We start from the raw sequence: 25,591 nt of genomic DNA on the forward strand, positions 1-25,591 counted from the left end.
GCATCAGGAGGATTATTTACATGCCTCATAGATCCCCATTCAACTCGACACATGACACTGGGGAAAGCCCCCTGCTTAACGTTTTTTGACTTCGATCAGCCGAGCGTATCCGAGATTTGGCTGTTTTCGATAGCTCTCGAACGTTGCATTTACCACATAAAGCACGGTTATGGTGGTAAATTGCCTCTATTGCAGGCCGATGTCCTCTACACGGCTTCTGGAATGTAGCCGCGGCTCGGTTTCCGGTCAGGGGCAACTGGTGGCAGCGGGCCCTACAGGCGCTGTAGGATAGCCTCACTTTCGAGGAAAAATATGACCTCATTGCCTCGAAGCAGCTTCACGTCGCGATCTAATCTTTTCCAGATCAATAGGCTGGTTAGGCGATAGTAGTAACGGGTGGCATTGGAGTGGTCTTTCAAGTACTCGGTGAGAAACCAGCGGACATGCTTGAGCTGCCAAGTCCACGGATTGTCTCGCTGCCATCGATGTTGAATGGCCGCTTGCATGGTTCGTGCTTGGCGCAGGTGTCGTTTCTGAGTCGAGCTCGAGCCAGTCAGTACGCCGCTTAGGAACAAGGCCATGTCAAATGGCTTACTCATGTTCGTCCACCGATGTAGGCCGAGACTACATCAACTCGGTTGTGTCCGAGCTCAAGGCTGATTTGCCGGCGTGCCTGGCGATCAAGTCCACGGTCGACTCTATAGCATAGGCCGCCGTAGATTGGCGCTGCCTGGCCGGTGAGATGTTCGTAACGGTCGCAGGCGTAAGCTGCACGTAATTCATGGAAGCCTTTGAGTCCATGTTCATGCAACACTTCGCGAGCAGGTAGCACAGTCTGTTGCATGAATGCGGCATAGGTTTCATCTTGGGCCAGCAGGTTGCGGCTGCCGACCGGCGATGCTGCACGCGCTAACTGGAGCGCCGCTTTAACTTGCTCAGTGGCTATGATCCAGCGCGGTGCTGATGCCCCTGATCGGCCGCCTTTTGTGCCATCCTGGATGTTGATACGGCCCAACTGTTTGGATTCGCGGTGCAAGCGCGGCAGGTCCGCTAGGATCGCTTCGCGTAGGCGCATACCGGTAGTCCGGGCCAGCATGACAATCGCGGCCACCCGCTCGTACTGCTGACCAATCAGCGCATGCACCACTCGCTGCACTTGTTGACGGTCTTGGCCGTCCGGTACACGTATGCGCACGTTAGAGCGCTGCAGCCCCAACGTCTGGCTCGGGCTGATGATTCTCACTTCCTGATCACCGCGCAGCGCAGCGAGGGTACGGTTGACGCTGCTCAGGCGGTTTTGCGCGGTAGCGATGCGCAGATTGCCTTGTTGGATCTGATGACGCAGGTATGTGGCGTAGTCTTGGAGCGTCTGTCGATCAATCTGGCGTGCATCGTTGTAACCGGGGCCGTCCTCCGATCGGCACCAACGCACGAAGGCTTGCCAGCGATCGCTGTGTGCTTTGACGGTGGCGAAGTGGCCGCCGGCAAACAGATCTTTCAGGGCCTGCCGACCGGCGTAGCTCAGTTGGCGACCGTAGCCAAAATTGCGACCATCACGCCGACCGACCAGCGCCATTGTCTTCACCTTGATCGTTGGCTTGTAGGAGCAGCAGCAGGGCTTTCCAGTGCGGGCCGATGGTGTCCAACTGTCCCCAGTGTGCTGGGCGGATGAGGAGGGCATTTTCGCTGCGTTGCAGCAGAGCCCCTTCTTCTTGCAACTGCTCGATAAGCCGAGCGAGGTTGATTGACTCAGATGTTGGAGCGGCGACAGCGGCGACACTGGCGACAACCCCCGCCGCATCTGGATTGGCACGTGGCGACAGAGTGGTGGCAGTGGCGGCGACACTTCGTAACTCGGTCGGCGAGCGATGTTGCGCTCTATAGCGGCGCACGGCGTCATTGAGCCGGAACATGGCGCACCTCGAATATGTCCCCGTCATTGTTCAGCCAGTTATGGGCAACCAGTTGCAGCAATAACTCGAAGGTGTGCCGCGTGCTTTTACGGGCAAAGCGAGGGCCGTTGCGTGTGATATCGCGGAGGCGAAACGGTGGCCAGTTCTTCTTTATCAACCAGCGCAGCAGGCAATCGGCCTCTGCGCGAAGCTTATTCAGCGGTTCTTGTTCAGTCAGTCGTTGGTTCTCGGCCAGGTAGTAGTCCATCAGCGTAGAGGCGCGCTGAATGTGCATGTCTTCCAATACAGTCGATTCCTCAACCACCGCCATCACACCAGCCATGCGTAGTACGTTCGCGGCGGCTTTGCTCGCTGCAGCTTGGACGTTGACCAGTTCGCCGAACTCCCCTGACTCGCATTCAATGGTGTCGTGAATGGCAATCCATGCTTCACGGGCGCGTGGGCTCAACTCTATGACCGCAGGTGTGAGGCCACCATCTGTATGCCGTGACCAAGGCTTCTGCATCAGCGCGGCAATGCGCTGCTGGTACAGGTGCACCTTTGGATCTCGGGTCAGATCGATGGGTTTGTACAGCCGTTGTCCAACCAGACGCTCGGGCCAACTGACCAGGCAGCGCCCCAGGATGCCCTGGTCTTTGATATCTGCGTCCTGAAGCAAGCGGTCTGCCAGGCGGGGTTGAAGCATCAAGTGCATGCTGAGCCGGCGATCATAGGCACGCAGACTTTCTCCAGTCATCGCGCGCGACCGATCAATCGGGCTACCGTCCCACAGCGTCGACAAGTGAGTGATCGCCTTGATCATGTTGTCCTTGCTCATGGTGCTGCCGCCCAAAAACTGCCCGCCCTCATCGCTGAACAGCCCCATGCTGGGCAAGCCGTGACACAGGCTTTTGACAAGGCCCTCAATGGTCGGCTCAGCAGTGAGCAGTCTTGGTTGGACGGGTTCAGGTTGGGCGTCCAGCGCTAGCTGTGCTGACTTTTTCGAGGTTGGCGATCTCGCGGTGAGGCTCATTGCAGCTCGGTGCGCCTTGAGTTGTTCGCCATAAGCGATCCACTGCTGTCTTTCCCAATCGCGTACGGCCTGCAGCGCAATATGGTCCACCGCGCTTTTGCGATCACCCGAGCAAGCCACCGTCAGCAAGTACAGCGACAACGGATAAATTCGGCCGTCGAGGTGAACATTGGCGTGCGCCTGGCTCGCCAAAGCTGCCGTGGCTAGAACAGATTGCGCGGCCATGGCGCAGGGCACGCCGATCACATCGGACATGCGTTCCACCGCAGGCCCTAATAGATCGCCCAGCGCCGCGACCGGGTAGGGTAGGGGCGTAATCTGCTGTTCCAACAAGGGGCGTGGTGGCCCTTGTACTTCGCGCAGTTGCATAGCCGTCCTCCATAAATTACCGATCTCTCCCTCACGTCATCCCGCCAAGAATGTTGAGTGTTATCAGGGATCAAGGCCCCTGCGACCTGTGAGGGTGTCCACTGACGCGGGACTGGCGGCTCCTTACGACCAGGAGCAAGGGCATCTCATGATCTGGCCTCCTGAGCACCGTTACCGGTGGGCGGGTGGAGGCTGCACTGGCTGACGAGACCAGCGCCGCGAGATCCTGAGCCAGGAGCAAGCAGCACTGCGATGACCGGGGCATGCCTGACTGTCAGTCAGGTGCAGTCCATTCCTTGGTCTGCGGCACCATCATCTACAGGGCTGTCGCTGGTGACATCTGCGTTTGTCACGCCGATTGTCACGAGGGGAATTGCCGCAAAGCCCTGTGCGATGAGGGCTGCAGCAGTGGTAGGAGCGCCCGTCTCTTTTCTGGAAAAAGAGACGGGCGAGCGGTTGGCGCAAAACGTTGGCCGAGCAGGTTCGTTGCTGCAGGGCTAAACGGTTAGCGGGCAGCCGCACTAGGCGGATTGTTTAGAGGGCGTCCATCATTCTGGCGAATGACCGTGCGAGCCTCCGGGCGCGAATCGCACTTTGGGATGAACCACCGGGTTAGCGGCATGACCTTGAAGGCTCTGGTCATCTGGGGGGCTGCCTAAGGCAGCGCTTTGAACCTTCGTTCTATCGGTCACCGCGGCAGGGGTCAATTGGTGAAGGGCACATGGAAATGCGCCAGATTTCACCTCTGGCGTGCTATGGAAGTCGGTGGGTGTCAGTGGCAAAGTGGCCGTTTGTCGCTTTTCTAGTGTTAGCCCGTGAGCATGGGGATGCGAAGCCTCCCCATGCTCACGGGCTTAGCCGGAGAAGCCAAAGTCGAGGCGAGTTGGCGACTGTCGCCATCCGCTCAGACGGCAAGGATGTAGATGGCACGCGGTCTGTCGCCAGTGTCGCCGTTGTCGCCGCCCTATCGGATGGGTACTACGTTTCGATCCCTAGCCGCATTCATCGCGCTGGCCGAGAGATTGCCCGTCGACGCCTTCAGAATGTACTCGCTCCACCAAGCCATCATCGGCCGCCGTCGCTCGATGTAGTCGGCTCGGTTGTAGGCACTGCGCACCTCATCCTTGTCGACGTGCGCCAACGCCACTTCGATGAGCTCCGGGTCCCACCCATATTCATTCAAGATGGTGCTGGCCATCGAGCGCATGCCGTGGCTGACCAAGCGGTCCTGGAAGCCCATGCGTTTCAATGCCATGTTGGCGGTCTGGCTATTGGCATGAGTACGAGGGTTTCGGTCTGCGGGGAAGACGTATTCCCGATGACCACTGTGGGACTTCAGTATCTCCAGCAATGACATGGCTTGATCGCTCAACGGGATGCTGTGCGGGCGGCGCTTCTTCATCCGCTCCGGCGGGATGGTCCAGACACGCCTTTCAAAGTCGATGTCTACCCAGCGAGTAGTTGCCGCCTCAGCGGGGCGAGTCATGGTGTGCAACTGCCACTCGATCAGGCAGCGGGTCGTGCGCTTGATACTGGCATTCGCTATTTCCAGCATGAGCTCAGGAAGCTCCTCGGGTGATAGTGCCGCCATGTTTTCTTTCTTCGGTTTCTTGAATACCGCCCGAATCCCGCTTAGGGGGTTCGCGAAAATCATTCCCGAATTGACCCCATAGGTCATGATCTCGTTGAGGCGCTGGCTAAGCCGCTTCACGGTTTCCAAGCTGCCTTTGGCTTCGATGGGACGAAGAATTTTTATCACCATCGGTGCGCTGACTTCCGAGATCGGAGTCGATTTCATGCTCGGGAAAATGTGCAGCGTGAGTGAGCGCCAGATGTCCTCGGCATAAGCCGGCGTGACCGAGTCCTTTTTCAGCTCGAACCAGGAGGTAGCTACTTTCTCGAACGTATGTTCCGTCTCGGCTAGCTTGGCCTGCGCGAGATCATTGCGCTGAGCTTTTGGGTCGATCCCCTGCGCAAGTACTTCCCTAGCCTCAACCGCTTTCCGCCGAGCTTGCGCTAGAGAGACTTCGGGATAGGAGCCGAGCGCCATGTTGATTCGATTTTTGGTGACCGGATGCCTGTAGTTGAAATTCCATTGCATCGAGCGATTGACCCGGACGCGGAGCTGGAGGCCGTCGCCATCCGTGATGACATAGTCCTTGTCTTTGGGCTTGACTGCCTTGAGCTGGCGGTCGGAGAGACGAGCTGTTTGAGCGCACATGGGATGAGCTCCCTGACACCTTTTGGTATTCCCAAGATTAGCCCTAGGTAGGCGGGAATACCACCGGGAATACCCGAACGGTTGGAACTCAAAAACCCTCAAAAGACCACAAAAGCGCTGGAAGCCGCGTATTTACTGGGTCGGAGGCACAAAAAAAGACGTCCGTGGACGTCTTTGATTGATCATTTGGTGGAGCCGGGGGGATTTGAACCCCCGTCCGCCAGTACTCCGCTGTCGGTACTACATGCTTAGCCGTGTCTACTGAGTTAATCCGCAGCCGCCCGACGGGCAGGGTGCTTTGGACGAGTTGGGTAAGTTTTAGTCGATTCGCCCCCAACGTGCTGCACGACGATCCTGTTCTGTATGACAATCACTTCGGGTTTACAGGCATCCCCTAGTGATTGCTGGAGCCGAAGCTACCAGGAGAGCGGGCTCGGCTGCTTACGCAGCGAGAGCGTAACCCTCGTAGTTTTCGTCATTGGCAACTATAGAAAGTTGCAACAGTGGATTTACGAGTTCTGTTACCAACTCGGCATGCACCTAGAGTTTCGCTACCGGCGTCGAATCCTAATCGGCCCCACACTCAGCTCTAGCTGACCGCACCTTTCGGCACGTGGGGTGGAGTATACGCCGTTACGCGGGCGGCGTCGACAGGCGATGCGCCGCCCGCTCTACATCAGGTACCGCTGCCGCCGGAGGTGCCGCTGCCTTTCTCGGTTTTTTCGAGGCGCTCAAGCACTTTGCTGGTGATGGCGATGCATTCCTTGGTGTCGCCGCTGGCTTGGGCGGCCTTGGCTTTGTCGACGTGCTCGGTGATGGCTTTGTCCAGGCCTTCGGAGGTGGCGCCGGTGGTGGCCATGCTGTCGTTGATTTTCTGCAGGTTGATCGCGCACAGGTCGTCGGCGGCGAATACAGGCGAGGCCAGCAGGGTGGCGGCCGCGAATAGGGCGGAAAGCGCAGTACCTTTCATGGGTGTCTCCTCGTGAGGCCTCTGGAAGGTGGGCCTGTTGGGTGGACTGTGGGCGGGTGGCGAGGGTTCAATCCGGTTGGGTTGGGGGGGATGGCACTGGCTTTGACGGGCGCGCGGGGCATGCCCGGTCATACGCCATGTTTTGGGGATATAGGTATGTGCCGGCCTGTGATGGCCTCATCGCAGGCTGTCGCCAGCTCCCACAGGGGGGGCGGGGTTGCCCCGAAATCTGGGGCTTATGCAGGATCGCCGGGGCCGCTTTGCGGCCCTTTCGCGACACGAGGCCGCTCCTACCACGACTGGAGGCGAGGTGTCTGGAAGCATGGAATCGCTATTGGGTGCGGTTCATGCCGATTTCCAGGTCGTCGATCAGGGCTTTGGCCAGGGCGCTGAGGATGCGGGCGGTGCTGGCGGCGATCTGGTCGTTTTCCATTTCGGCTTCGCAGGTCAGGTGGCGGATGCAGCCTAGTAGGACGGAGAGCTCGCCGAAGGCGTGCTGGAAGGGGATGCCGGGCTGGATGCGGTAGAGGTCCAGGCACTGGGTGATGCCGGCGGTGGTGAGGTTGGGCGGTGGGGTGGTCATTGGGGCTGCTCCTGGACGCGTTCGGTCAGGGGTTGCAGGAGCTGGCTGAGGTACAGGCTGGTGGTGAGCAGGGTGTTGCGCAAGGGGGCGTCGGTGCTGGCGAAGTAGATGTTGAGGACGTGGTGCAGGCAGTTCATCAGCACGGTGGCTTCGTAGCGGGCGGCTTCGGGGGTTAGGGCTGGGGAGAGGATGAGGTAGGGGTGTAGTTGAGGGGGATCTGGGACTAGTTTTTTCATGGGTGTATCTCTTGTGCTGTCTCAGGGAAGCACCACCCTCCGAGCAATCTCACAAGCCGAAGGGCGGCAGCCGTGGGCGGGGTGAGAATCCGGGGCACAAGAAACCCGGTCAGACCGAAGTCTGCCCGCACACGGCTGCCATAGAGCAAACGCGAATTTCTTAAGCTTCAGGATTCTCACACCTGGTCACCAAATGTGGCGACCCGGTGAAGTTATCCCTGAGGTGCTTTCTGAACAACGCGGCGGCTTCCGACAGTTGCGTAGGATAGGTCCGAAGACTGATTGGCAGAAGCATTTGGTATCAAGTTAGGACATGTCCTACAGGGTTGGCCTGTGGGGGCCCTATCGCAGGCTGGCGCCAGCTCCCACAGTTTATGGGCCCGCTTGCGTTGTTGATGCTGTGGGCGGGTGTTGCCCACCAAGCGGGATTGCCGGGCCCGCTTTGCGGGCCTTTCGCGGCGCAAGGCCGCTCCCACAGGGGGGGCTATGGTTAGATGCTTCTTGCGCGGGTGACTCGGTCCACGAGGTACACCAGGCCGTGATAGTCGATGCCGCTGTGGCTCGACAGGCCAATCTCGCAGGTGCGGCTGGTCGAAATGCCTTCGCTGCAATACTGCACGGCGTCCTTCAGCGTGCGCAGCGAATGCGCATTCAGCTCGGGCGTGGTGAAGCCTTTGTCGCCGGCAAAACCGCAGCAATGAATGCCTTCGGGGATGACCACCTGTTTGCTGCAGCGCCGCGCCAGGTCGATCAGGGCCTGGCTTTCGCCCAGGTGTTGGGTGCTGCAGGTGACGTGCACGGCCACGGGCTCGTCCTGGGGGTGGAACTCCAGGCGCTCGACCAGGTGGGTGCGGATGAAGCGCACCGGGTCGTACAGGTCGAGGCGGGTTTCGCCGAGGTCTTGCACCAAGCGCAGGGTGCAGGGGCTGGTGTCGCAGTAGATCGGGTCGAGGCCGCCGCGGCTGGCGTGCAGCAGGGCGTTGATCAGCTCCTGGCGCTTGTGCTCGGCCTGCTCGGGGTAACCCTTGGAGGCGAACGGCTGGCCGCAGCACAGGCTGTCGGCGTTGTCGGGGAAGATGACTTGGTAACCGGCTTTTTCCAGCAGGGCGCGGGTTTTGTCGAGCAGCGAGCTTTGCTCGCGGTCGGCGTAGGCCGGGCCCATTACTCGCGATACGCAGGCGGCCAGGTAGACCACGCGAGGGCGGGCGTCGTGGCTGGCCGGGCCGAAGGCGATGGGCTTGAGTGGCTGCGGCATGGCCGGGGTCCACTGCGGCAGGCGGCCGTTGCTGGCTTTGTTCAGGGTGGCGCTGAGGCGGGCCATGCGCGGCGCGCCGAGCAGTTTGCGCGCGCTGTTGGCGGCGGCCAGGGTCAGGCGGGCGCCGCGCAGGGTGGTGTGGAAGTGTTCGGCCAGCCAGTCGGCGGTCTTGAGGTGCGCGGCGGCCTGGCTGCGCAGCTTCTTCACCAGTTCCCCGGTGTTGATGCCCACCGGGCAGCGCTGGGCGCACAGGCCGGTGGCGGCGCAGGTGTCGATGCCTTGGTACTGGTAGGTTTGCAGCAGCTCGCGGGTGTCGATGCCGGCGCGGGTCTTGGCCTGGATGTCGCGCCACATCACGATGCGCTGGCGGGGGCTGAGGGTCAGGCCCTTGGAGGGGCACACCGGTTCGCAGAAGCCGCATTCGATGCACTTGTCGACGATTTCGTCCGCAGCTGGCAGCGGTTTCAGATTTTTCAGATGGATATCGGGGTCTTCACTCAGCACCACGTCGGGGTTGAGGATGCCGTTGGGGTCAAGCATGCGTTTGAGCGACCACATCAGTTGGTAGGCGTCTTTGCCCCACTCAAGCTCGACGAACGGCGCCATGTTGCGGCCGGTGCCGTGCTCGGCTTTGAGCGAGCCGCCGAATTCGACTGCCACCAGTTGCGCGACGTCGTCCATGAAGGCTTGGTAACGGGCGATTTCTGCGGGGCTGTTGAAGCCTTGGGTGAAGACGAAGTGCAGGTTGCCTTCCAGCGCGTGGCCAAAAATGATCGCTTCGTCGTAGTGGTGCTTGTCGAACAACTGGATCAGGCGGTTGACGCCTTCGGCCAGTTGTTCCACCGGGAAGGTGACGTCTTCGATGATGACGGTGGTGCCGGTCTGGCGCACGGCGCCGACCGCGGGGAAGGTGTCCTTGCGGATTTTCCACAGCTGGTTGTACACCGCGGGGTCTTCGCTGAACTCGACTTTTTGCTCCAGGGGGTAATCGGCAATGGAGGCCATGATCTGCTGCAGTTGCTCGTGCAGCAGGCTCTGGCTGGCGGCGCGGGACTCGATCAGCAGCGCGCAGGCGTTGTCTGACAGCCCTTTTACCCACAGCGGCATGCCGGGCATGTCCTGCACCGAGCGCATGCTGCGCCGGTCCAGCAGTTCTACAGCGGACACGGGCTGGCGTTTGAGCACGGGGACGGCGCGGCAGCAGCTTTCGACGCTGGGGAAGACCAGCAAGGCGCTGGCCTTGTGCGGGTGGTCGGGCACGGTGTTGTAGGTGACGGCGCTGATAAAGCCCAGCGTGCCTTCAGACCCAACCAGCAGGTGCTGCAGGATGTCCAGCGGCTGGTCGTAGTCCACCAGGGCATTAAGCGACAGACCGGTGGTGTTTTTCAGCCGGTACTTGTGGCGAATTCGGTCGGCCAGCTCGGTGTTGGCGCGGGTTTCGCGGCCCAAGCGGGCAAGGGCTTCGAGCAGGCTGGCGTGGCTGTGTTCGAAGGCGGCGACGCTGGCGGGGTCTTCGCTGTCCAGGCGGGTGCCGTCGGCCAGCACCAGGCGCAGGCCGGCGAGGGTGTGGTAGGTGTTCTGCGCGGTGCCGCAACACATGCCGCTGGCGTTGTTGGCGACGATGCCGCCGATCTTGCAGGCATTGATCGAGGCGGGGTCGGGGCCGATCTTGCGCCCGTACGGGGCCAGCCAGGCGTTGGCCTGGGCGCCGATGACGCCGGGCTGCAGGCGGATCTGTTCGCCCTGGCCGCGTATCTCTCGGCCGTTCCAGTTGTCACCGAGCACGATCAGCACCGAATCACTGATGGCCTGGCCGGACAAACTGGTACCGGCGGCGCGGAAGGTCACCGGCACGCGCTCGCGCTGGGCCAGTTGGATCAGCGCGACCACTTCGTCCTCGGATTCGACGCGCACCACCAGCTTGGGGATCAGCCGGTAGAAGCTGGCATCGGTGCCGAAGGCCAGGGTCGAGGTGGGGTCGTCGAAGCGGCGTTCGGCGGGGATCAGGCGCTCGGCGTCACGCAGGAACGCGGCGGGCAGGCTCATGCAGTCTCCTCGCGGGGCCACCGCGTCTGGCGCGCGGCGTGCCCCGGTCATTCAGGCGGAATCGGGGGCGGGCGCTCAGGCGCCCAGTTCGCGGACCAGCGAGTCGCGGGTGATCTCGCTGATGGACTTGGCGCCGGTCAGCACCATGGCCACGCGCATTTCTTTCTCGAACAGCTCCAGCAGGTTTTTCACGCCGGCCTGGCCGTGGACCGCCAGTGCATAAAGGAAGGCGCGGCCGATAAGCACGGTGTCGGCGCCCATGGCGATCATGCGCACCACGTCCAGGCCGCTGCGGATACCGGAGTCGGCGAGGATCTTGATGTCGCCTTTGACCGCATCGGCAATGGCTGGCAGCGCACGGGCGCTGGACAGCACGCCGTCGAGCTGGCGGCCGCCGTGGTTGGAGACGACGATGCCGTCGGCGCCGAACTTGACCGCATCGCGGGCGTCGTCGGCATCGAGGATGCCTTTGATGATCATCGGGCCGTCCCAGAATTCGCGGATCCACTCAAGGTCTTTCCACGAAATCGACGGGTCGAAGTTGGCCCCCAGCCAGCCGATGTAGTCGGCCAGGCCCGTGGGGTTGCCCCGGTATTTGGAGATGTTGCCCAGGTCGTGCGGGCGGCCCATCACGCCGACGTCCCAGGCCCATTCGGGGTGGGTCATGGCTTGCAGCATGCGGCGCAGCGGGCCGTTGGCGCCGCTCATGCCGGAGTGGGCGTCGCGGTAGCGGGCGCCGGGCACGGGCATGTCGACAGTGAACACCAGGGTTTTCACGCCGGCGGCCTTGGCGCGCTCCAGGGCGTTGCGCATGAAGCCGCGGTCTTTGAGCACGTACAGCTGGAACCACATCGGCCGGTTGATGGCCGGCGCGACCTCTTCAATCGGGCACACCGACACCGTCGACATGGTGAACGGGATGCCGTGCTCGGCGGCGGCGCGGGCGGCCTGCACTTCGCCGCGGCGGGCGTACATGCCGGTCAGGCCGACCGGGGCGAGGGCCACGGGCATGCTCAGGGTTTCGTCGAACAGCCGCGTCTCAAGGCTCAGTTCCGACATGTTTTTCAGCACGCGCTGACGCAGGGCGATGCTGGCAAGGTCGGAAACGTTGTGGCGCAGGGTGTGTTCGGCGTAGGCGCCGCCGTCGGCGTAGTGGAACAGGAAAGGGGGCAGCTTGCGTTGGGCCGCGGCGCGATAGTCGGTGGAGGCGGAAATAATCATGGATTCTCGCAGCGTGGGTTGGAGGTGTTGCCGGGCGCGCAACGGCGCCCGGCCCCTTTCACTTTAGTGATGAACCAGCATGCCGGTCAGCCAGTAAGCCTGCACCAGCGTGATCACGCCAACGATGGTGGCGAAGAACAGGCTGTGCTTGACCGTGAAGCGGAACAGGTCCGATTCCTTGCCGACCAGGCCGGTGGCGGCGCAGGCCACGGCAATGGACTGCGGCGAGATCATCTTGCCGGTTACGCCGCCGCTGGTGTTGGCGGCAACCAGCAGGGTGTCGCTGACGCCGATCTGGTGCGCGGTGGTGGCTTGCAGCGAACCGAACAGGGCGTTGGACGAGGTGTCCGAGCCGGTCAGGAACACGCCCAGCCAGCCGAGGAACGGCGAGAAGAACGGGAACGCAGCGCCAGTGCCGGCCAGCACCAGGGCCATGGTCGAGGACATGCCCGAGTAGTTGGTGACGAAGGCGAAGGCCAGCACCATGCCAATCGACAGGATCGGCCAGCGCAGTTCCCAGAAGGTCTCTTTCAAAGTGGTCAGACCAGTTTTGAAGTTGATCTTCAGCACCAGCATCGAGATCAGTGCCGAAAGGAAAATGGCAGTACCGGTGGCCGAGATCGGGTCGAGCTTGAACACGGCCGGCATGGCGGTGGGGGCGGCGACGATCGGTGCGGTCTTGATCACCAGTTGGTCAAGGTGCGGGATGGCGAAGTTGAACACGAAGTTGTACATCGCGCCGCCTGGGGCGAACGCGGCCTTGAAGGGCTTGAGCGTCCAGATGGTCACCAGCACAGTGAGGATCAAGAACGGCGACCAGGCTTTGAAGATTTCGCCCAGGCTGTACGGGGTCGGCTGGCTGCCGCTAGGTTGCACCACGGCGGCGCCAACGCTGCCTTTGGCTTCGGCGAACGAACGCTTGGGCTGCCAGACTTTCAGGAACAAGGTCAGGCAGATCAGGCTGGCCAGTGCCGAGGTGATGTCGGGCAGCTCTGGGCCGATGAAGTTGGAGGTGAAGTACTGGGTGACGGCGAAGCTCAGGCCGGCCACCAGGGCGGCGGGCCAGGTTTCTTTGACGCCGCGCAGGCCGTCCATCATGAACACCAGCCAGAACGGCACGAACAACGACAGCAGCGGCAGCTGGCGGCCGGTCATGGCGCCGATGTGGAAGGCGTCGATGCCGGTGACCTGGCCGGCCACGATGATCGGGATGCCCAGCGCGCCGAAGGCCACCGGTGCGGTGTTGGCGATCAGGCACAGGCCGGCGGCGTACAGTGGGTTGAAGCCCAGGCCCACCAGCAGCGCGGCGGTGATGGCCACGGGGGCGCCGAAGCCGGCTGCGCCTTCAAGGAAGGCACCGAAGCAGAAGCCGATCAGCAGCACTTGCAGGCGCTGGTCGTCGGTGATCGACAGCACAGAGCTGCGGATGACTTCGAACTGGCCGCTTTTGACGGTGAGTTTGTAGAGGAACACCGCGGCAACGATGATCCAGGCAATGGGCCACAGGCCGTAGAGGAAGCCATAGCCTGCTGCAGCCAGGGCCATGTCCACCGGCATCTGGAAGGCAAAGATCGCCACCAGGATCGAAAGGCCCAAGGTAATGCTGCCGGCGACGTGGCCTTTGAGGCGGAACACGGCGAGGGCAAGGAAGAAGAACACGATGGGCACGACCGCCGCCAGTGCGGACAGGCCGAGGCTACCGAGTGGGGAATAGAGTTGTTGCCAGGTTTGCATATGGGGTGGCCCCTAATTGTTGTTGGTCAGCACTGGCATTGGATAATTGGTAAGACCAATTTACAATGGCTGGTCGCTAGGTTAAAAGCCTGCCGATGGGTGTGTCAATTTGTCTCGTTAGAAACTTTGGTCGTAGGCCGATGGGCGGGCATCTGATGGCGGATGAATTTCGCCATCTGATGGTGTCGGTGCTGGCCGGTTAGGCGCAGAATAGGCGCCCCCGGCTCAGTACTTCCGGGGTTTGTGGAGAGCATGTGATGGTTTTTGATCAGGTCCGCCAACGGCGCCTGTCCGACGACATTGTCGATCGGTTGGAAGGGATGATTCTGGAAGGCACGCTGACTTCGGGCCAGCGCCTGCCGGCCGAGCGCACCTTGGCCGAGCAGTTTGGTGTGTCGCGCCCGTCGCTGCGCGAGGCCATCCAGAAGCTGGTGGCCAAGGGGCTGCTGGTCAGCCGTCAGGGCGGCGGCAACTATGTGGCTGAGGCGCTGGGTTCGACCTTCAGTGACCCGCTGCTGAAGTTGCTCGAAGGCAGCCCCGAGGCGCAGCGTGACTTGCTGGAGTTTCGCCATACGCTTGAGGCGTCATGCGCCTATTACGCGGCCCAGCGTGCTACGGCGGCGGACCGTGAGCGGCTGAAGGTGGCGTTTGATGCACTGCAGGACTGCTACAACCGCGCTGATGAAGTCAGCCGGGCGGAGGAGGGCGTCGCCGATGCGAGTTTTCACCTGGCGATTGCCGAGGCCAGCCATAACGCGGTGCTGTTGCATACCATCCGCGGGTTGTTCGACCTGCTCAAGCGCAACGTGGTGACCAACATTGGTGGGATGTACCGCCAGCGTACAGAAACGCGCGACATGCTGATCAGCCAGCACCGCGAGTTGTACGAGGCGATTGTGCAGGGGCGAGCCGACGAGGCGAGGGAAGTGTCCAGCCGGCACATTCTGTATGTGCAGGAAGTGCTGCAGGAAGCGCAGCAAGAGGCGCAGCGCGTGGCGCGCTCGGAGCGGCGTAGCGGGCACTGAAGCGCGTTGAGGTGTGTTGATGTGCTTCAGAGGGCGCAGTGCTTTGCTTCTTGTGGGAGCGGGCTTGCCCCGCGATGGATGGCACCGGCGACGCCGGTATCGCGGGGCAAGCCCGCTCCCACGGTGCCCAGTTCTCTGCGCGACAGCGCAGCCCGGAAGGGCTGGGTGATCTCCCACAAGGGTATGCGCCGTGCGGGAAGTTACTCTTCCTTGCCCTTGTTGCGCATGGTGCGCTGCAGCTCGCGGTTGGAGTCGCGTTCGCGCACGGTGTCGCGCTTGTCGAACTCCTTCTTGCCCTTGCCCAGTGCAATTTCGCACTTGATCAGGTACTTGCTCCAGAACAGCGACATCGCCACGCACGTGTAACCCTTCTGCGCCACGGCCGCTTCAATGCGTTCAAGCTCGCGCTTGTTCAGCAGCAGCTTGCGGCTACGGATGGGGTCGGCGATGACGTGTGTGCTGGCGGTGGTCAGCGGGGTGATATGGCTGCCGAACAGCCAGGCTTCACCATCCTTCAGCAGTACATAACTGTCGGTCAGGTGTGCCTTGCCGGCCCGCAGGCTCTTTACTTCCCAACCGGACAGGACCAGCCCGGCCTCGAACTTGTGTTCGATGAAGTAGTCGTGTCGCGCTTTTTTGTTCTGCGCGATGGTCCCGGTCGGATGTTTCTTTTGCTTAGCCATAGGGGCCGCATTATAGGCAGTCACTGCGTCCTCGGCTACGGCCTTTAGGTGTGCTTGAGCCTGTAGGGCGAATCCCGGACAATACAGGCCTTGTTCTGTTGCTCAGAACCGTTTTCGAGGTGCTGTGAAGCGCCGCCGCCCCGTTTGGAAGTGACGCCTGGATGACTACCCATATTCAACGCTCGGCCCTGCTGCCATACCCCGCCCAGGCGCTGTACGACCTGGTCAATGACGTGGCCAGCTACCCCGAATTTTTGCCCTGGTGCTCGGCTTCCACAGTGCTTGAGGCCGGTGAGACGCACATGCGTGCCAAGCTTGAAGTGGCCAAAGGGGGCATGAGCCAGCAGTTCGTTACCCGCAATGTGCTGGTGCCGGGGCAATCCATCGAGATGAACCTGGAAGAGGGGCCGTTCTCGCAACTGCATGGCGTGTGGGTGTTCAAGCCGCTGGGCGACAAGGCCTGCAAGATCAGCCTGGACCTGTCGTTCGACTATGCCGGCGCCCTGGTGCGGGCAACGCTTGGGCCGCTGTTCAACCAGGCGGCCAACACCATGGTCGATGCGTTCTGCCAGCGAGCCAAGCAACTCTACGGCTGAAGCGCTGAAATAAAAAAGCCCGGACAGTGTCCGGGCTTTTTTGTCTGCGCCTGCAATTTATTGCGGCGAGGTTTCCAGCGGGGCGGGGGTTGGCACTGGGGTGGTTTCGATGGTGTCGATCTCTTTCTGGATCGAGTCTTCCAGCGAACCTGCCTTGGCCGGTTGCTCGGCTGGCTGGCCAGGCTGTTGCGCCGGGCTGACGCTGGTGTCGCCGCTGCCACCGAGGATTTCCTGGTCGCGGCTGACGCCTGGCATGAAGTCGCCTGCCAGGTTGACCAGTTGGTCGCTGTCGTTGAAGAAAATGCTCATGCGCTCTTGCTGGCGCTGACCGCCGCCAGGCTGCAGGCTGTAGAGATAATCCCAGCGATTGGTGTTGAAGGTGTCCTGGAGCAGGGGGTTGCCCATGATAAACCTTACTTGCCGTCGGGTCATTCCCGGACGCAATTGGTCTATCATGTCCTGCGTGACGACATTGCCCTGCTGGATGTCGATTTTGTAAACCCCGGGAAACGAGCAACCGGCGAGTGCGAGCAGTCCCACTAGGGTGAGGCTGGTTAGCAAGAGCTTGGTGTTTTGCATCGGTGGGCGACTTCCACTATCTTGGCTGGACAACGTAAACCCCGATCATACCCGTATTAAGAGAAGCTGCGAAGCAGCATCGGCGAGAAAGCTGACCATGGTTGAAAATAGCGAATTACGCAAAGCCGGCCTCAAGGTGACCCTGCCTCGAGTCAAGATTCTTCAGATGCTCGACTCTACCGAGCAGCGTCACATGAGTGCCGAGGATGTCTACAAGGCACTGATGGAGGCTGGCGAGGACGTGGGCCTGGCGACCGTGTATCGCGTCCTGACCCAGTTCGAGGCGGCGGGCCTGGTGGTTCGCCACAACTTCGACGGCGGCCATGCGGTGTTCGAGCTGGCTGACGGCGGCCACCACGACCACATGGTCGACGTGGAGAGCGGCGAGGTCATCGAGTTCATGGATGCCGAGATTGAGCGGCGCCAGAAAGAGATCGTAACCGAGCACGGCTTCGAGCTGGTGGACCACAATCTGGTCCTCTATGTGCGTAAAAAGAAGTAACGATTACGCTCGATATGAATGACAAAGGCGACCCTAGGGTCGCCTTTGTGCTTTTTGCTGGCCCGTTCAAGCTACGCCCTGTAGGAGCGGCCTTGTGTCGCGAAAGGGCTGCGAAGCGGCCCCGGCGATTGTTGCTTGTACGCTTGAATCTTGGGGCCGCTTTGCGGCCCTTTCGCGACACAAGGCCGCTCCTACACGCGGGTGCGTTTGGTTAGGCCTTGGTGGTTACGACCATCTTGCGCGCGTGGGCCAAGGACTCCTTGGTCAGGTCGATACCACCCAGCATCCGCGCCACTTCCTCCACCCGCTCACGTTTGCCCAGGCTGGTAACGGCGGTGTGAGTCGTGTCGCTGTTGCGCACCTTGTGCACGAACAAGTGGTGATGCCCCTGCGCCGCCACTTGCGGCAAGTGGGTCACGGTCAGCACCTGGCCGCGCTCGCCAAGTCGGCGTAGCAACTGGCCGACGATTTCGGCAGTCGGGCCGCCGATGCCTACGTCCACTTCGTCGAACACCAGGGTAGGGATGCGTGAGGTCTGTGCAGTAATCACCTGGATCGCGAGGCTGATCCGCGACAGCTCGCCGCCCGATGCTACCTTGGCCAATGCCTTGAGCGGTTGCCCGGGGTTGGCGCTGACCAGCAGTTCAATCTGCTCCAGGCCATGGGGCGACAGGTCGTTGTGCTCGAACGCTGTCAGCTCGATGCAGAAGCGCCCGCCCGGCATGCCCAGGCGCTGGATCTCCTGCTCGACGGCGCCGGCCAACTGCTTGGCAGCCTGTTGGCGCAGTGCGCTCAGCTCGCCTGCCTTCTCTTTATAGTGCTGGGCATAAGCAGCCAGCTCTTCGTCGAGGCGTTCGATGGATTCATCGCAGGCGTTGAGGCCTTCTATTTCTTCCATCAGGCGCTGCTGCAGGTGCGGCAGCTCGGTGGGGTGCACGCGGTGTTTGCGGGCCAGGGTGTAGATGGTGTCTAGCCGCTCTTCGAGTGCCTGCAGGCGCAGTGGGTCGGCATCGAAGTGGTCGAGGAAGCGATTGAGCTCGCCGACGGCTTCTTCTACCTGGATTTGCGCGCTGGCGATCAGCGTCACGGCTTCGCTCAGGGCCTTGGGCGAGTTGGTGACGGCGGTCAGGCGGTTAAGGCTGACGGTCAGGGCGCTGAGCACGTTGCCCGAGTCGCTTTCGCTGCACTGGTCGATGACCTGGCGGCAGATGCCGAACAGCGCCTCGGCGTTGGTCAGGTTCTTGTGCTCCTGCTCCAGTTGCTCCAGCTCGTTTTCGCCAAGGCCCAGGTTGTCCAGCTCTTCGAGCTGATAGCTGAGCAGTTGGTGGCGGGCGCGCTGCTCATCACCGGAATTGCTCAGACGGTCGCGTTCGAGGCGGGTCTGGTTCCAGCGTTTGGCAGCCAGTTGCACCTGGCGGGCCAGGTCGATGGCGCCGGCGTACTCGTCGAGCAGGCGGCGGTGGGTGTCGGTTTTGAGCAGCGACTGGTGTTCGTGCTGGCTGTGGATGTCGATCAGCAGCTCGCCCAGGGCCTTGAGGTCGGCCAGCGGGCACGGCGTACCGTTGATATAGCCACGGCTGCGGCCCTCGGCGGTGATGACCCGGCGCAGGATGCACGGGCCGTCGCTTTCGAGGTCGCGCTCGGCCAGCCATGTGTGCGCTTCGGGGATGTCGCCCAGGTCGAAGGTGGCGAGGATGTCTGCCTTGTCTGCACCGGGGCGCACCACGCCGCTGTCGGCGCGGTCGCCAAGGGCCAGGCCCAGGGCGTCGAGCATGATCGATTTGCCTGCGCCGGTTTCGCCGGTGATCACGGACATGCCGCGGGCGAGTTCGAGGTCGAGGTGTTCGACGATGGCGTAGTTGTGAATGGACAGGTGCAGCAGCATGAGGGCGGCTCCCGAAAGCTGAGGTCTGGTTATTTATACAGTGGTTTTGCGCCTGCTGACAATGCCCGTCTGGCGAATGCAGAAAAGCACATTGCCCCTTGAAGCTGGTTTTTCTGACCCCATATAGCCGGCAAGACATGGTGAGCCTGGCTCGCCCAAGGCAAATTGCGCAGGAGAAACCTTATGGCTGACGAACAGCTGGATGAGAAGAACCTTAATCCCGAAGAAGCCGGTGCAGCGTCTGCAGATACCCGCGTCCTTGAGCTCGAGGAGCAGCTGGCGGCCGCCAAGGACCAGTCCCTGCGCGCCGTGGCTGACCTGCAGAACGTGCGTCGCCGCGCTGAACAGGATGTCGAGAAGGCACACAAGTTCGCCCTGGAGAAGTTTTCCAGCGACCTGCTGCCGGTGATCGACAGCCTGGAACTGGCACTGGCTCACTCCAGCGCCGATGACGAGCACGTCAAGAAGATCCGCGAAGGTGTCGAACTGACCCTGAAGATGTTCCAGGACACCCTCAAGCGCTACAACCTCGAAGCCATCGACCCGCACGGCCAGCCGTTCAACGCCGAGCACCACCAGGCGATGGCCATGCAGGAAAGCGCCGACGTAGAGCCGAACAGCGTGCTGAATGTGTTCCAGAAGGGCTACCTGCTCAATGGCCGCCTGCTGCGCCCCGCCATGGTGGTGGTCAGCAAGGCGCCGGCCGCAGCGCAGCCTTCGATCAACGAGAAGGCTTGAAATCTTTCCGGGCACCCCCATCTAGGTGTCAAGCACTCAAGTATTACCGCAGTTGGCCACTGTAGCCGCTGCCACCTAATTCAAGTTTCGGGAGAATCAACATGGGCAGAATCATCGGTATCGACCTGGGGACCACCAACTCGTGCGTTTCCATCCTCGAAAACGGTAACGTCAAAGTCATCGAGAACGCCGAAGGCGCGCGTACCACGCCTTCGATCGTGGCCTACGCCAACGATGGCGAAATCCTGGTAGGTCAGTCGGCCAAGCGCCAGGCTGTGACCAACCCGCACAACACCCTGTTCGCGGTAAAGCGCCTGATCGGCCGCCGCTTCGAAGAGCAGGTCGTGCAGAAAGACATCCAGATGGTGCCGTACAAGATCGCCAAGGCTGACAACGGTGACGCCTGGGTTGAGGTCAACGGCCAGAAAATGGCTCCGCCGCAAATCAGCGCCGAAGTCCTGAAAAAAATGAAGAAAACCGCCGAAGATTACCTCGGCGAGCCCGTGACCGAAGCGGTCATCACCGTGCCGGCCTACTTCAACGACAGCCAGCGTCAGGCGACCAAAGACGCCGGCCGCATCGCGGGCCTGGACGTCAAGCGCATCATCAACGAGCCGACCGCCGCTGCACTGGCGTACGGCATGGACAAAGCCAAGGGCGACCACACTGTCATCGTTTATGACCTGGGTGGCGGTACCTTCGACGTGTCCGTGATCGAAATCGCCGAAGTCGACGGTGAGCACCAGTTCGAAGTACTGGCTACCAACGGCGACACCTTCCTGGGTGGCGAAGACTTCGACATGCGCCTGATCGACTACCTCGTGGACGAGTTCAAGAAAGAGTCCGGCATGGACCTGAAGAACGATCCGCTGGCCCTGCAGCGCCTGAAAGAGGCCGCTGAAAAAGCCAAGATCGAGCTGTCCTCGGCCCAGTCGACCGACGTCAACCTGCCGTACATCACCGCAGATGCCACAGGTCCCAAGCACCTGAACGTGAAGATTTCCCGCGCCAAGCTGGAATCGCTGGTCGAAGACCTGGTTCAGCGCACCATCGAGCCATGCCGCATCGCACTGAAAGACGCCGGCATCGACGTCAGCAAGATCGATGACGTGATCCTGGTCGGTGGTCAGACCCGTATGCCGATGGTGCAGAAAGCCGTTGCCGACTTCTTCGGTAAAGAAGCGCGCAAGGACGTCAACCCGGACGAAGCTGTGGCCATGGGTGCTGCCATCCAGGGTGCGGTACTGGCCGGTGACGTGAAGGACGTGCTGCTGCTGGACGTCAGCCCGCTGACCCTGGGTATCGAAACCATGGGCGGCGTGATGACTCCGCTGATCGAGAAAAACACCACCATCCCGACCAAAAAGTCGCAGGTGTTCTCGACTGCCGATGACAACCAGGGCGCCGTGACCATTCACGTGCTGCAGGGCGAGCGCAAGCAAGCCACCAGCAACAAGTCGCTGGGCAAGTTCGACCTGGCCGATATCCCGCCAGCGCCACGCGGTGTACCGCAGATCGAAGTGACCTTCGACATCGACGCCAACGGCATCCTGCACGTCAGCGCCAAAGACAAGGCCACCGGCAAGTCGCAGTCGATCGTGATCAAGGCCAACTCGGGCCTGTCGGACGAAGAAATCGAGCGCATGGTGCGTGACGCCGAGGCCAACGCCGAGGAAGACCGCAAGTTCGAAGAGCTGGCCGCTGCCCGTAACCAGGGTGACGCGCTGGTGCACTCGACCCGCAAGATGGTCACCGACGCTGGCGACAAGGCCACTGCCGAAGAAAAAACCGCTATCGAAGCGGCCGTGGTTGCCCTGGAAGCCGCTCTGAAAGGCGACGACAAGGCTGCCATCGAGTCCAAGGTCGAGGAGCTGTCCAAGGTTTCGGCCCCGGTTGCCCAGAAGATGTACGCCGAGCAGCAGGCCGAACAGCCACAGGGCGGCGCCCAGCAGGCCGAGCCTGAAGCCAAGCACGATGACGTGGTTGACGCCGAGTTCGAAGAAGTGAAAGACAACAACAAGCAGTAATCCCTGCATGTTGTCGGCCAGTTCAGTGGTAATTGCCGCTGAACTGGTAGGATGTTGCCGCGCGGGGGCTTGCTCCCGCGTTGGCGTGTCTGGAATACGAGAATTTTTACAGCATCTGTCTGGGCGCATTCGCGTATGGCGGCAGGTGTTGACGGCACGGCGCGACAGCTGCGCGCAGGTGCCAAACACCCCAAGAGTGCAAATGACCTATGTCCAAGCGTGATTTTTATGAGGTCCTGGGTGTCGAGCGTGGCGCCGGTGCCGACGACCTGAAGAAGGCCTATCGCCGTCTGGCGATGAAACTCCACCCGGACCGCAACCCGGGCGATAAAGAATCCGAAGACAAGTTCAAAGAGGCCGCCGAGGCCTATGAAGTGCTGTCTGACCCGAGCAAGCGCGCAGCCTACGACCAGTATGGCCACGCTGGCGTCGACCAGAGCATGGGCGGCGGCGGTGCAGGCTTCGGTGGCGCCAACTTCTCGGACATCTTCGGTGACGTGTTCAGCGACTTCTTCGGCGGCGGTGGCCGCGGTGGTGGTCGTGGCGGTGCCCAGCGCGGCAGCGACCTGCGCTACACCCTTGAGCTGAACCTCGAAGAAGCCGTGCGCGGCACCACGGTCAGCATTCGTGTCCCAACCCTGGTCAACTGCGCGCCGTGCGACGGCTCCGGTGCCAAGAAGGGCTCGACGCCTTCGACCTGCCCAACCTGCGGCGGTATCGGCCAGGTGCGCATGCAGCAGGGCTTCTTCTCGGTGCAGCAAACCTGCCCGCGCTGCCATGGCCAGGGCAAAATCATTACCGACCCGTGCGGCTCGTGCAACGGCGAAGGCCGTGTCGAGGAATACAAGACGCTGTCGGTCAAGGTGCCAGCTGGCGTCGATACCGGTGACCGCATTCGCCTGTCGGGCGAAGGCGAGGCGGGTGCCCATGGCGGCCCGACCGGCGACCTGTACGTGGTCATCAGTGTGCGTGAGCACGCGATCTTCCAGCGTGATGGCAAGCATCTGTACTGCGAAGTGCCGATCAGCTACACCGACGCGGCCCTGGGCGGCGAGCTGGAAGTGCCGACCCTCGATGGCAGGGTGAAGTTGAAGATCCCGGAAGGCACCCAGACCGGCAAGCAGTTCCGTCTGCGCGGCAAGGGTGTGGCGCCGGTGCGTGGTGGTGGTGCGGGCGACCTGCTGTGCCGCGTTGCGGTCGAGACCCCGGTCAACCTCAGCCGCCGTCAGCGCGAGCTGCTCGAAGAACTGCGTGACTCGCTCGAAGGCGACAGCTCCCACTCGCCCAAGGCCAGTGGCTGGTTCGAAGGCGTGAAGCGCTTCTTCGGCGATCTCTGACAAGGAACAGGCTATGCGACGTATTGCAGTGATGGGCGCCGCCGGGCGCATGGGCAAGGTGCTGATCGAAGCGGTGCAGCAGCAAGCGCCCAAAGCCGGCCTGACCGCCGCCATCCACCGCCCCGACAGCACCTTGGTCGGTGCTGACGCCGGCGAGCTGGCAGGCCTTGGCCGCATCGGCGTGCCGATTGTCGATGACCTGGCCAAGGTGGTTGATGAGTTCGATGTGCTGATCGACTTCACTCACCCGTCGGTCACGCTGAAAAACCTGGCGTTCTGCCGCAAGGCGGGCAAGGCCATGGTGATCGGTACGACCGGTTTCAGTGCTGAAGAAAAGCACCTGCTGGAAGAGGCGGGCAAAGAGATCCCGATCGTCTTTGCGGCGAACTTCAGTGTGGGTGTGAACCTGTGCCTGAAACTGCTCGATACGGCTGCTCGCGTGCTGGGTGATGATGTGGATATCGAGATTCTCGAAGCCCACCACCGGCACAAGGTCGATGCGCCGTCGGGCACTGCGCTGCGCATGGGTGAGGTGGTTGCCCAGGCGTTGGGTCGTGATCTGCGCGAAGTGGCTGTTTATGGCCGCGAAGGGCAGACCGGTGCGCGTGAGCGGCAGACCATCGGCTTTGCCACGGTGCGGGCGGGCGATGTGGTCGGCGATCACACCGTGCTGTTTGCCGCCGATGGCGAACGCGTCGAGATCACCCACAAGGCCTCCAGCCGCATGACCTTCGCCAAGGGCGCGGTGCGTGCTGCGCTATGGCTCGATGGGCGTGCGCCTGCGCTGTACGACATGCAGGATGTGCTAGAGCTCCACTGACCCGTAGTCGCCTGGCTTTCACTGCGGTGTTGCCGGGCGCAGTGCTGTGCTTGCTTGTTCCGGCCTCATCGCAGGCTGTCGCCAGCTCCCACAAAGACCGCGCACAACCGAGATATCGAGGTGTTGCCCAGATCTCTGTGGGAGATTCTATGGTTTCGGGCAAGTCGCTTTTGATTGTGTAGGAGCGGCCTTGTGTCGCGAAAGGGCTGCGAAGCAGCCCCGGCGATTCTGGTGGGTGCTCAGATCCTGGGGCTGCTTCGCAGCCCTTTCGCGGCACAAGGCCGCTCCTACACTGACCGCGTATACGGCATCGATATGGGGATGGGCGAGCTCTGTGGGGGCTGGCGACAGCCTGCGATGAGGCCCGGGCAGGCGGGTACAAAACCAGGTAACCCTGCGCTTCTGTCGCATTCATGTGTTTTAGAGACACATATACGGTAGACCGAAAAAGCACTTTTCTGTAAGCTACAGCTTTAGTGTGTCCACTAAAAGCGCGCAGCGAATTGAATTCAGCACATGAAAGCGGGGTGACGTGTCCATACGTCACTCCGCTTTTTTGCAACCTGCGATCGCCCTTTCATGCTTGAACTACGGGAGGTCTTCTTGACAAAGCCAGCCATACTCGCCCTTGCCGACGGCAGTATTTTTCGCGGTGAATCCATCGGTGCCGACGGTCAGACCGTTGGTGAGGTGGTATTCAACACCGCTATGACCGGCTACCAGGAAATCCTTACAGACCCTTCCTACGCCCAGCAAATCGTTACCCTGACCTACCCGCACATCGGCAACACCGGCACCACGCCGGAAGACGCCGAGTCGGACCGCGTCTGGTCTGCCGGTCTGGTCATCCGTGACCTGCCGCTGCTGGCCAGCAACTGGCGTAACACCCAGTCGCTGCCTGACTACCTCAAGGCCAACGGCGTTGTTGCCATCGCTGGCATCGACACCCGTCGCCTGACCCGTATCCTGCGTGAAAAGGGCGCCCAGAACGGCTGCATCCTCGCCGGTGACAACATCAGCGAAGAAGCCGCCATCGCCGCCGCCCGTGGCTTCCCTGGCCTCAAGGGCATGGACCTGGCCAAAGTGGTTTCCACCAAAGAGCGCTACGAGTGGCGTTCCAGCGTGTGGGAGCTGAAAACCGACAGCCACCCGACCCGCGAAGCCGCCGACCTGCCGTACCACGTGGTTGCCTTCGACTTCGGCGTCAAGCTGAACATCCTGCGCATGCTGGTCGCCCGTGGCTGCCGCGTGACCGTGGTGCCTGCCCAGACGCCGGCCAGCGAAGTGCTGGCGCTGAATCCGGACGGCGTGTTCCTGTCCAACGGCCCTGGTGACCCCGAGCCGTGCGACTACGCCATCCAGGCGATCAAAGAGATCCTCGAAACCGAAATCCCGGTGTTCGGCATCTGCCTTGGCCACCAGCTGCTGGCCCTGGCCTCCGGCGCCAAGACCGTGAAGATGGGCCATGGCCACCACGGTGCCAACCACCCGGTCCAGGACCTGGATACCGGCGTTGTGATGATCACCAGCCAGAACCACGGTTTTGCCGTTGACGAAGCCACGCTGCCGGGCAACGTACGCGCCATCCACAAGTCGCTGTTCGACGGCACCCTGCAGGGTATCGAGCGCACCGACAAGAGCGCGTTCAGCTTCCAGGGCCACCCTGAAGCCAGCCCAGGGCCGACCGATGTCGCGCCACTGTTCGATCGTTTCACCGATGCCATGGCCAAGCGCCGCTGAGCATCTTGCCTCAAGGCCCCGGGCCGGCTGATGCCGCGCCCGGAAGCGCCTGACCCAGATTGTTCAAGACGGCTTGCCGACTGACCCGCGGATTTGAGT

General features: G+C 61.8%; 22 protein-coding genes and 1 other RNA gene. 8 read left to right on the plus strand and 15 right to left on the minus strand.

The window, feature by feature from the left end; all coding sequences use genetic code 11:
• Window positions 1-272: 272 nt before the first annotated feature.
• The 12 genes from HU719_RS23620 to HU719_RS15545 form a co-directional block, all read right to left on the minus strand.
• Window positions 273-599: a hypothetical protein gene (locus HU719_RS23620; RefSeq protein WP_225917242.1), complete on the minus strand. Its 327-nt coding sequence runs from the start codon at window positions 597-599 to the stop codon at window positions 273-275.
• Entirely contained in the window at window positions 596-1,576 is a 981-nt protein-coding gene (locus HU719_RS15495; RefSeq protein ID WP_186536671.1) for an integrase domain-containing protein, read from the minus strand. Before HU719_RS15495 ends, HU719_RS23620 begins: the two co-directional genes overlap by 4 nt.
• Window positions 1,554-1,913 (minus strand): hypothetical protein, encoded by a 360-nt coding sequence (locus tag HU719_RS15500; protein WP_186536672.1) that lies wholly within the window; start codon window positions 1,911-1,913, stop codon window positions 1,554-1,556. The genes HU719_RS15495 and HU719_RS15500 overlap by 23 nt, the downstream gene beginning before the upstream one ends.
• Window positions 1,897-3,294 carry a YfjI family protein gene (locus HU719_RS15505; protein ID WP_186536673.1) on the minus strand — a complete coding sequence of 466 codons (1,398 nt, stop codon included), beginning with the start codon at window positions 3,292-3,294 and terminating at the stop codon, window positions 1,897-1,899. Before HU719_RS15505 ends, HU719_RS15500 begins: the two co-directional genes overlap by 17 nt.
• A 964-nt stretch (window positions 3,295-4,258) precedes the next feature.
• Window positions 4,259-5,515, minus strand: coding sequence for an integrase domain-containing protein (locus HU719_RS15510; protein ID WP_186536674.1), 1,257 nt, complete (start codon window positions 5,513-5,515; stop codon window positions 4,259-4,261).
• 187 nt (window positions 5,516-5,702) lie between these two features.
• Window positions 5,703-6,094, minus strand: a transfer-messenger RNA (tmRNA) gene (ssrA, locus tag HU719_RS15515).
• Between the two features lie 97 nt (window positions 6,095-6,191).
• A complete protein-coding gene (locus HU719_RS15520; RefSeq protein WP_186522060.1) occupies window positions 6,192-6,485 on the minus strand; it encodes a PA2433 domain-containing protein in 294 nt (97 codons plus the stop codon).
• A gap of 331 nt (window positions 6,486-6,816) precedes the next feature.
• Window positions 6,817-7,068, minus strand: coding sequence for a DUF3077 domain-containing protein (locus HU719_RS15525; RefSeq protein ID WP_186536675.1), 252 nt, complete (start codon window positions 7,066-7,068; stop codon window positions 6,817-6,819).
• On the minus strand, window positions 7,065-7,304 hold the full coding sequence (locus tag HU719_RS15530) for a hypothetical protein (RefSeq protein WP_186536676.1): 240 nt from the start codon (window positions 7,302-7,304) through the stop codon (window positions 7,065-7,067). Before HU719_RS15530 ends, HU719_RS15525 begins: the two co-directional genes overlap by 4 nt.
• Before the next feature lie 490 nt (window positions 7,305-7,794).
• Entirely contained in the window at window positions 7,795-10,605 is a 2,811-nt protein-coding gene (locus HU719_RS15535; RefSeq protein WP_186536677.1) for an FAD-binding and (Fe-S)-binding domain-containing protein, read from the minus strand.
• Between the two features lie 75 nt (window positions 10,606-10,680).
• Complete coding sequence (lldD, locus tag HU719_RS15540) at window positions 10,681-11,826, minus strand: FMN-dependent L-lactate dehydrogenase LldD (protein WP_186522053.1); 1,146 nt, start codon at window positions 11,824-11,826, stop codon at window positions 10,681-10,683.
• 63 nt (window positions 11,827-11,889) lie between these two features.
• Window positions 11,890-13,560, minus strand: coding sequence for a lactate permease LctP family transporter (locus HU719_RS15545; RefSeq protein ID WP_186522045.1), 1,671 nt, complete (start codon window positions 13,558-13,560; stop codon window positions 11,890-11,892).
• A gap of 257 nt (window positions 13,561-13,817) precedes the next feature.
• On the opposite strand from HU719_RS15545, the gene HU719_RS15550 reads away from it, so the two are divergent.
• Complete coding sequence (locus tag HU719_RS15550; protein WP_186522043.1) at window positions 13,818-14,585, plus strand: FCD domain-containing protein; 768 nt, start codon at window positions 13,818-13,820, stop codon at window positions 14,583-14,585.
• Between the two features lie 200 nt (window positions 14,586-14,785).
• On the opposite strand, the gene smpB is transcribed toward HU719_RS15550, so the two are convergent.
• Window positions 14,786-15,268, minus strand: a complete 483-nt coding sequence (gene smpB, locus HU719_RS15555; protein ID WP_186537420.1) for an SsrA-binding protein SmpB — start codon at window positions 15,266-15,268, stop codon at window positions 14,786-14,788.
• 161 nt (window positions 15,269-15,429) lie between these two features.
• Between smpB and HU719_RS15560 the strand changes: the two genes are divergently transcribed.
• Entirely contained in the window at window positions 15,430-15,864 is a 435-nt protein-coding gene (locus tag HU719_RS15560; RefSeq protein WP_186522038.1) for a type II toxin-antitoxin system RatA family toxin, read from the plus strand.
• Window positions 15,865-15,921: 57 nt separating this feature from the next.
• On the opposite strand, the gene HU719_RS15565 is transcribed toward HU719_RS15560, so the two are convergent.
• Complete coding sequence (locus HU719_RS15565) at window positions 15,922-16,443, minus strand: outer membrane protein assembly factor BamE (RefSeq protein WP_186537419.1); 522 nt, start codon at window positions 16,441-16,443, stop codon at window positions 15,922-15,924.
• Between the two features lie 97 nt (window positions 16,444-16,540).
• Between HU719_RS15565 and fur the strand changes: the two genes are divergently transcribed.
• Window positions 16,541-16,945 carry a ferric iron uptake transcriptional regulator gene (fur, locus tag HU719_RS15570; protein WP_186522036.1) on the plus strand — a complete coding sequence of 135 codons (405 nt, stop codon included), beginning with the start codon at window positions 16,541-16,543 and terminating at the stop codon, window positions 16,943-16,945.
• 211 nt (window positions 16,946-17,156) lie between these two features.
• On the opposite strand, the gene recN is transcribed toward fur, so the two are convergent.
• Window positions 17,157-18,830: a DNA repair protein RecN gene (gene recN, locus HU719_RS15575; RefSeq protein WP_186537418.1), complete on the minus strand. Its 1,674-nt coding sequence runs from the start codon at window positions 18,828-18,830 to the stop codon at window positions 17,157-17,159.
• Window positions 18,831-19,013: 183 nt separating this feature from the next.
• Between recN and grpE the strand changes: the two genes are divergently transcribed.
• The 5 genes from grpE to carA all read left to right on the plus strand — a co-directional run bounded on the left by grpE (window position 19,014) and on the right by carA (window position 25,492).
• Complete coding sequence (gene grpE / locus HU719_RS15580; RefSeq protein ID WP_186522029.1) at window positions 19,014-19,568, plus strand: nucleotide exchange factor GrpE; 555 nt, start codon at window positions 19,014-19,016, stop codon at window positions 19,566-19,568.
• 101 nt (window positions 19,569-19,669) lie between these two features.
• The gene (gene dnaK, locus HU719_RS15585; protein WP_186537417.1) at window positions 19,670-21,595 is read left to right on the plus strand and encodes a molecular chaperone DnaK; all 1,926 of its coding nucleotides are present in this window, start codon (window positions 19,670-19,672) and stop codon (window positions 21,593-21,595) included.
• 209 nt (window positions 21,596-21,804) lie between these two features.
• Window positions 21,805-22,932: a molecular chaperone DnaJ gene (gene dnaJ, locus HU719_RS15590; protein WP_186522026.1), complete on the plus strand. Its 1,128-nt coding sequence runs from the start codon at window positions 21,805-21,807 to the stop codon at window positions 22,930-22,932.
• Window positions 22,933-22,945: 13 nt separating this feature from the next.
• Window positions 22,946-23,752 (plus strand): 4-hydroxy-tetrahydrodipicolinate reductase, encoded by an 807-nt coding sequence (gene dapB / locus HU719_RS15595; RefSeq protein WP_186537416.1) that lies wholly within the window; start codon window positions 22,946-22,948, stop codon window positions 23,750-23,752.
• Between the two features lie 603 nt (window positions 23,753-24,355).
• Complete coding sequence (carA, locus tag HU719_RS15600; RefSeq protein WP_186521081.1) at window positions 24,356-25,492, plus strand: glutamine-hydrolyzing carbamoyl-phosphate synthase small subunit; 1,137 nt, start codon at window positions 24,356-24,358, stop codon at window positions 25,490-25,492.
• The last annotated feature ends 99 nt before the right edge of the window (window positions 25,493-25,591 follow it).

Source organism: Pseudomonas farsensis (assembly GCF_014268805.2).
Lineage (GTDB): Bacteria > Pseudomonadota > Gammaproteobacteria > Pseudomonadales > Pseudomonadaceae > Aquipseudomonas > Aquipseudomonas farsensis.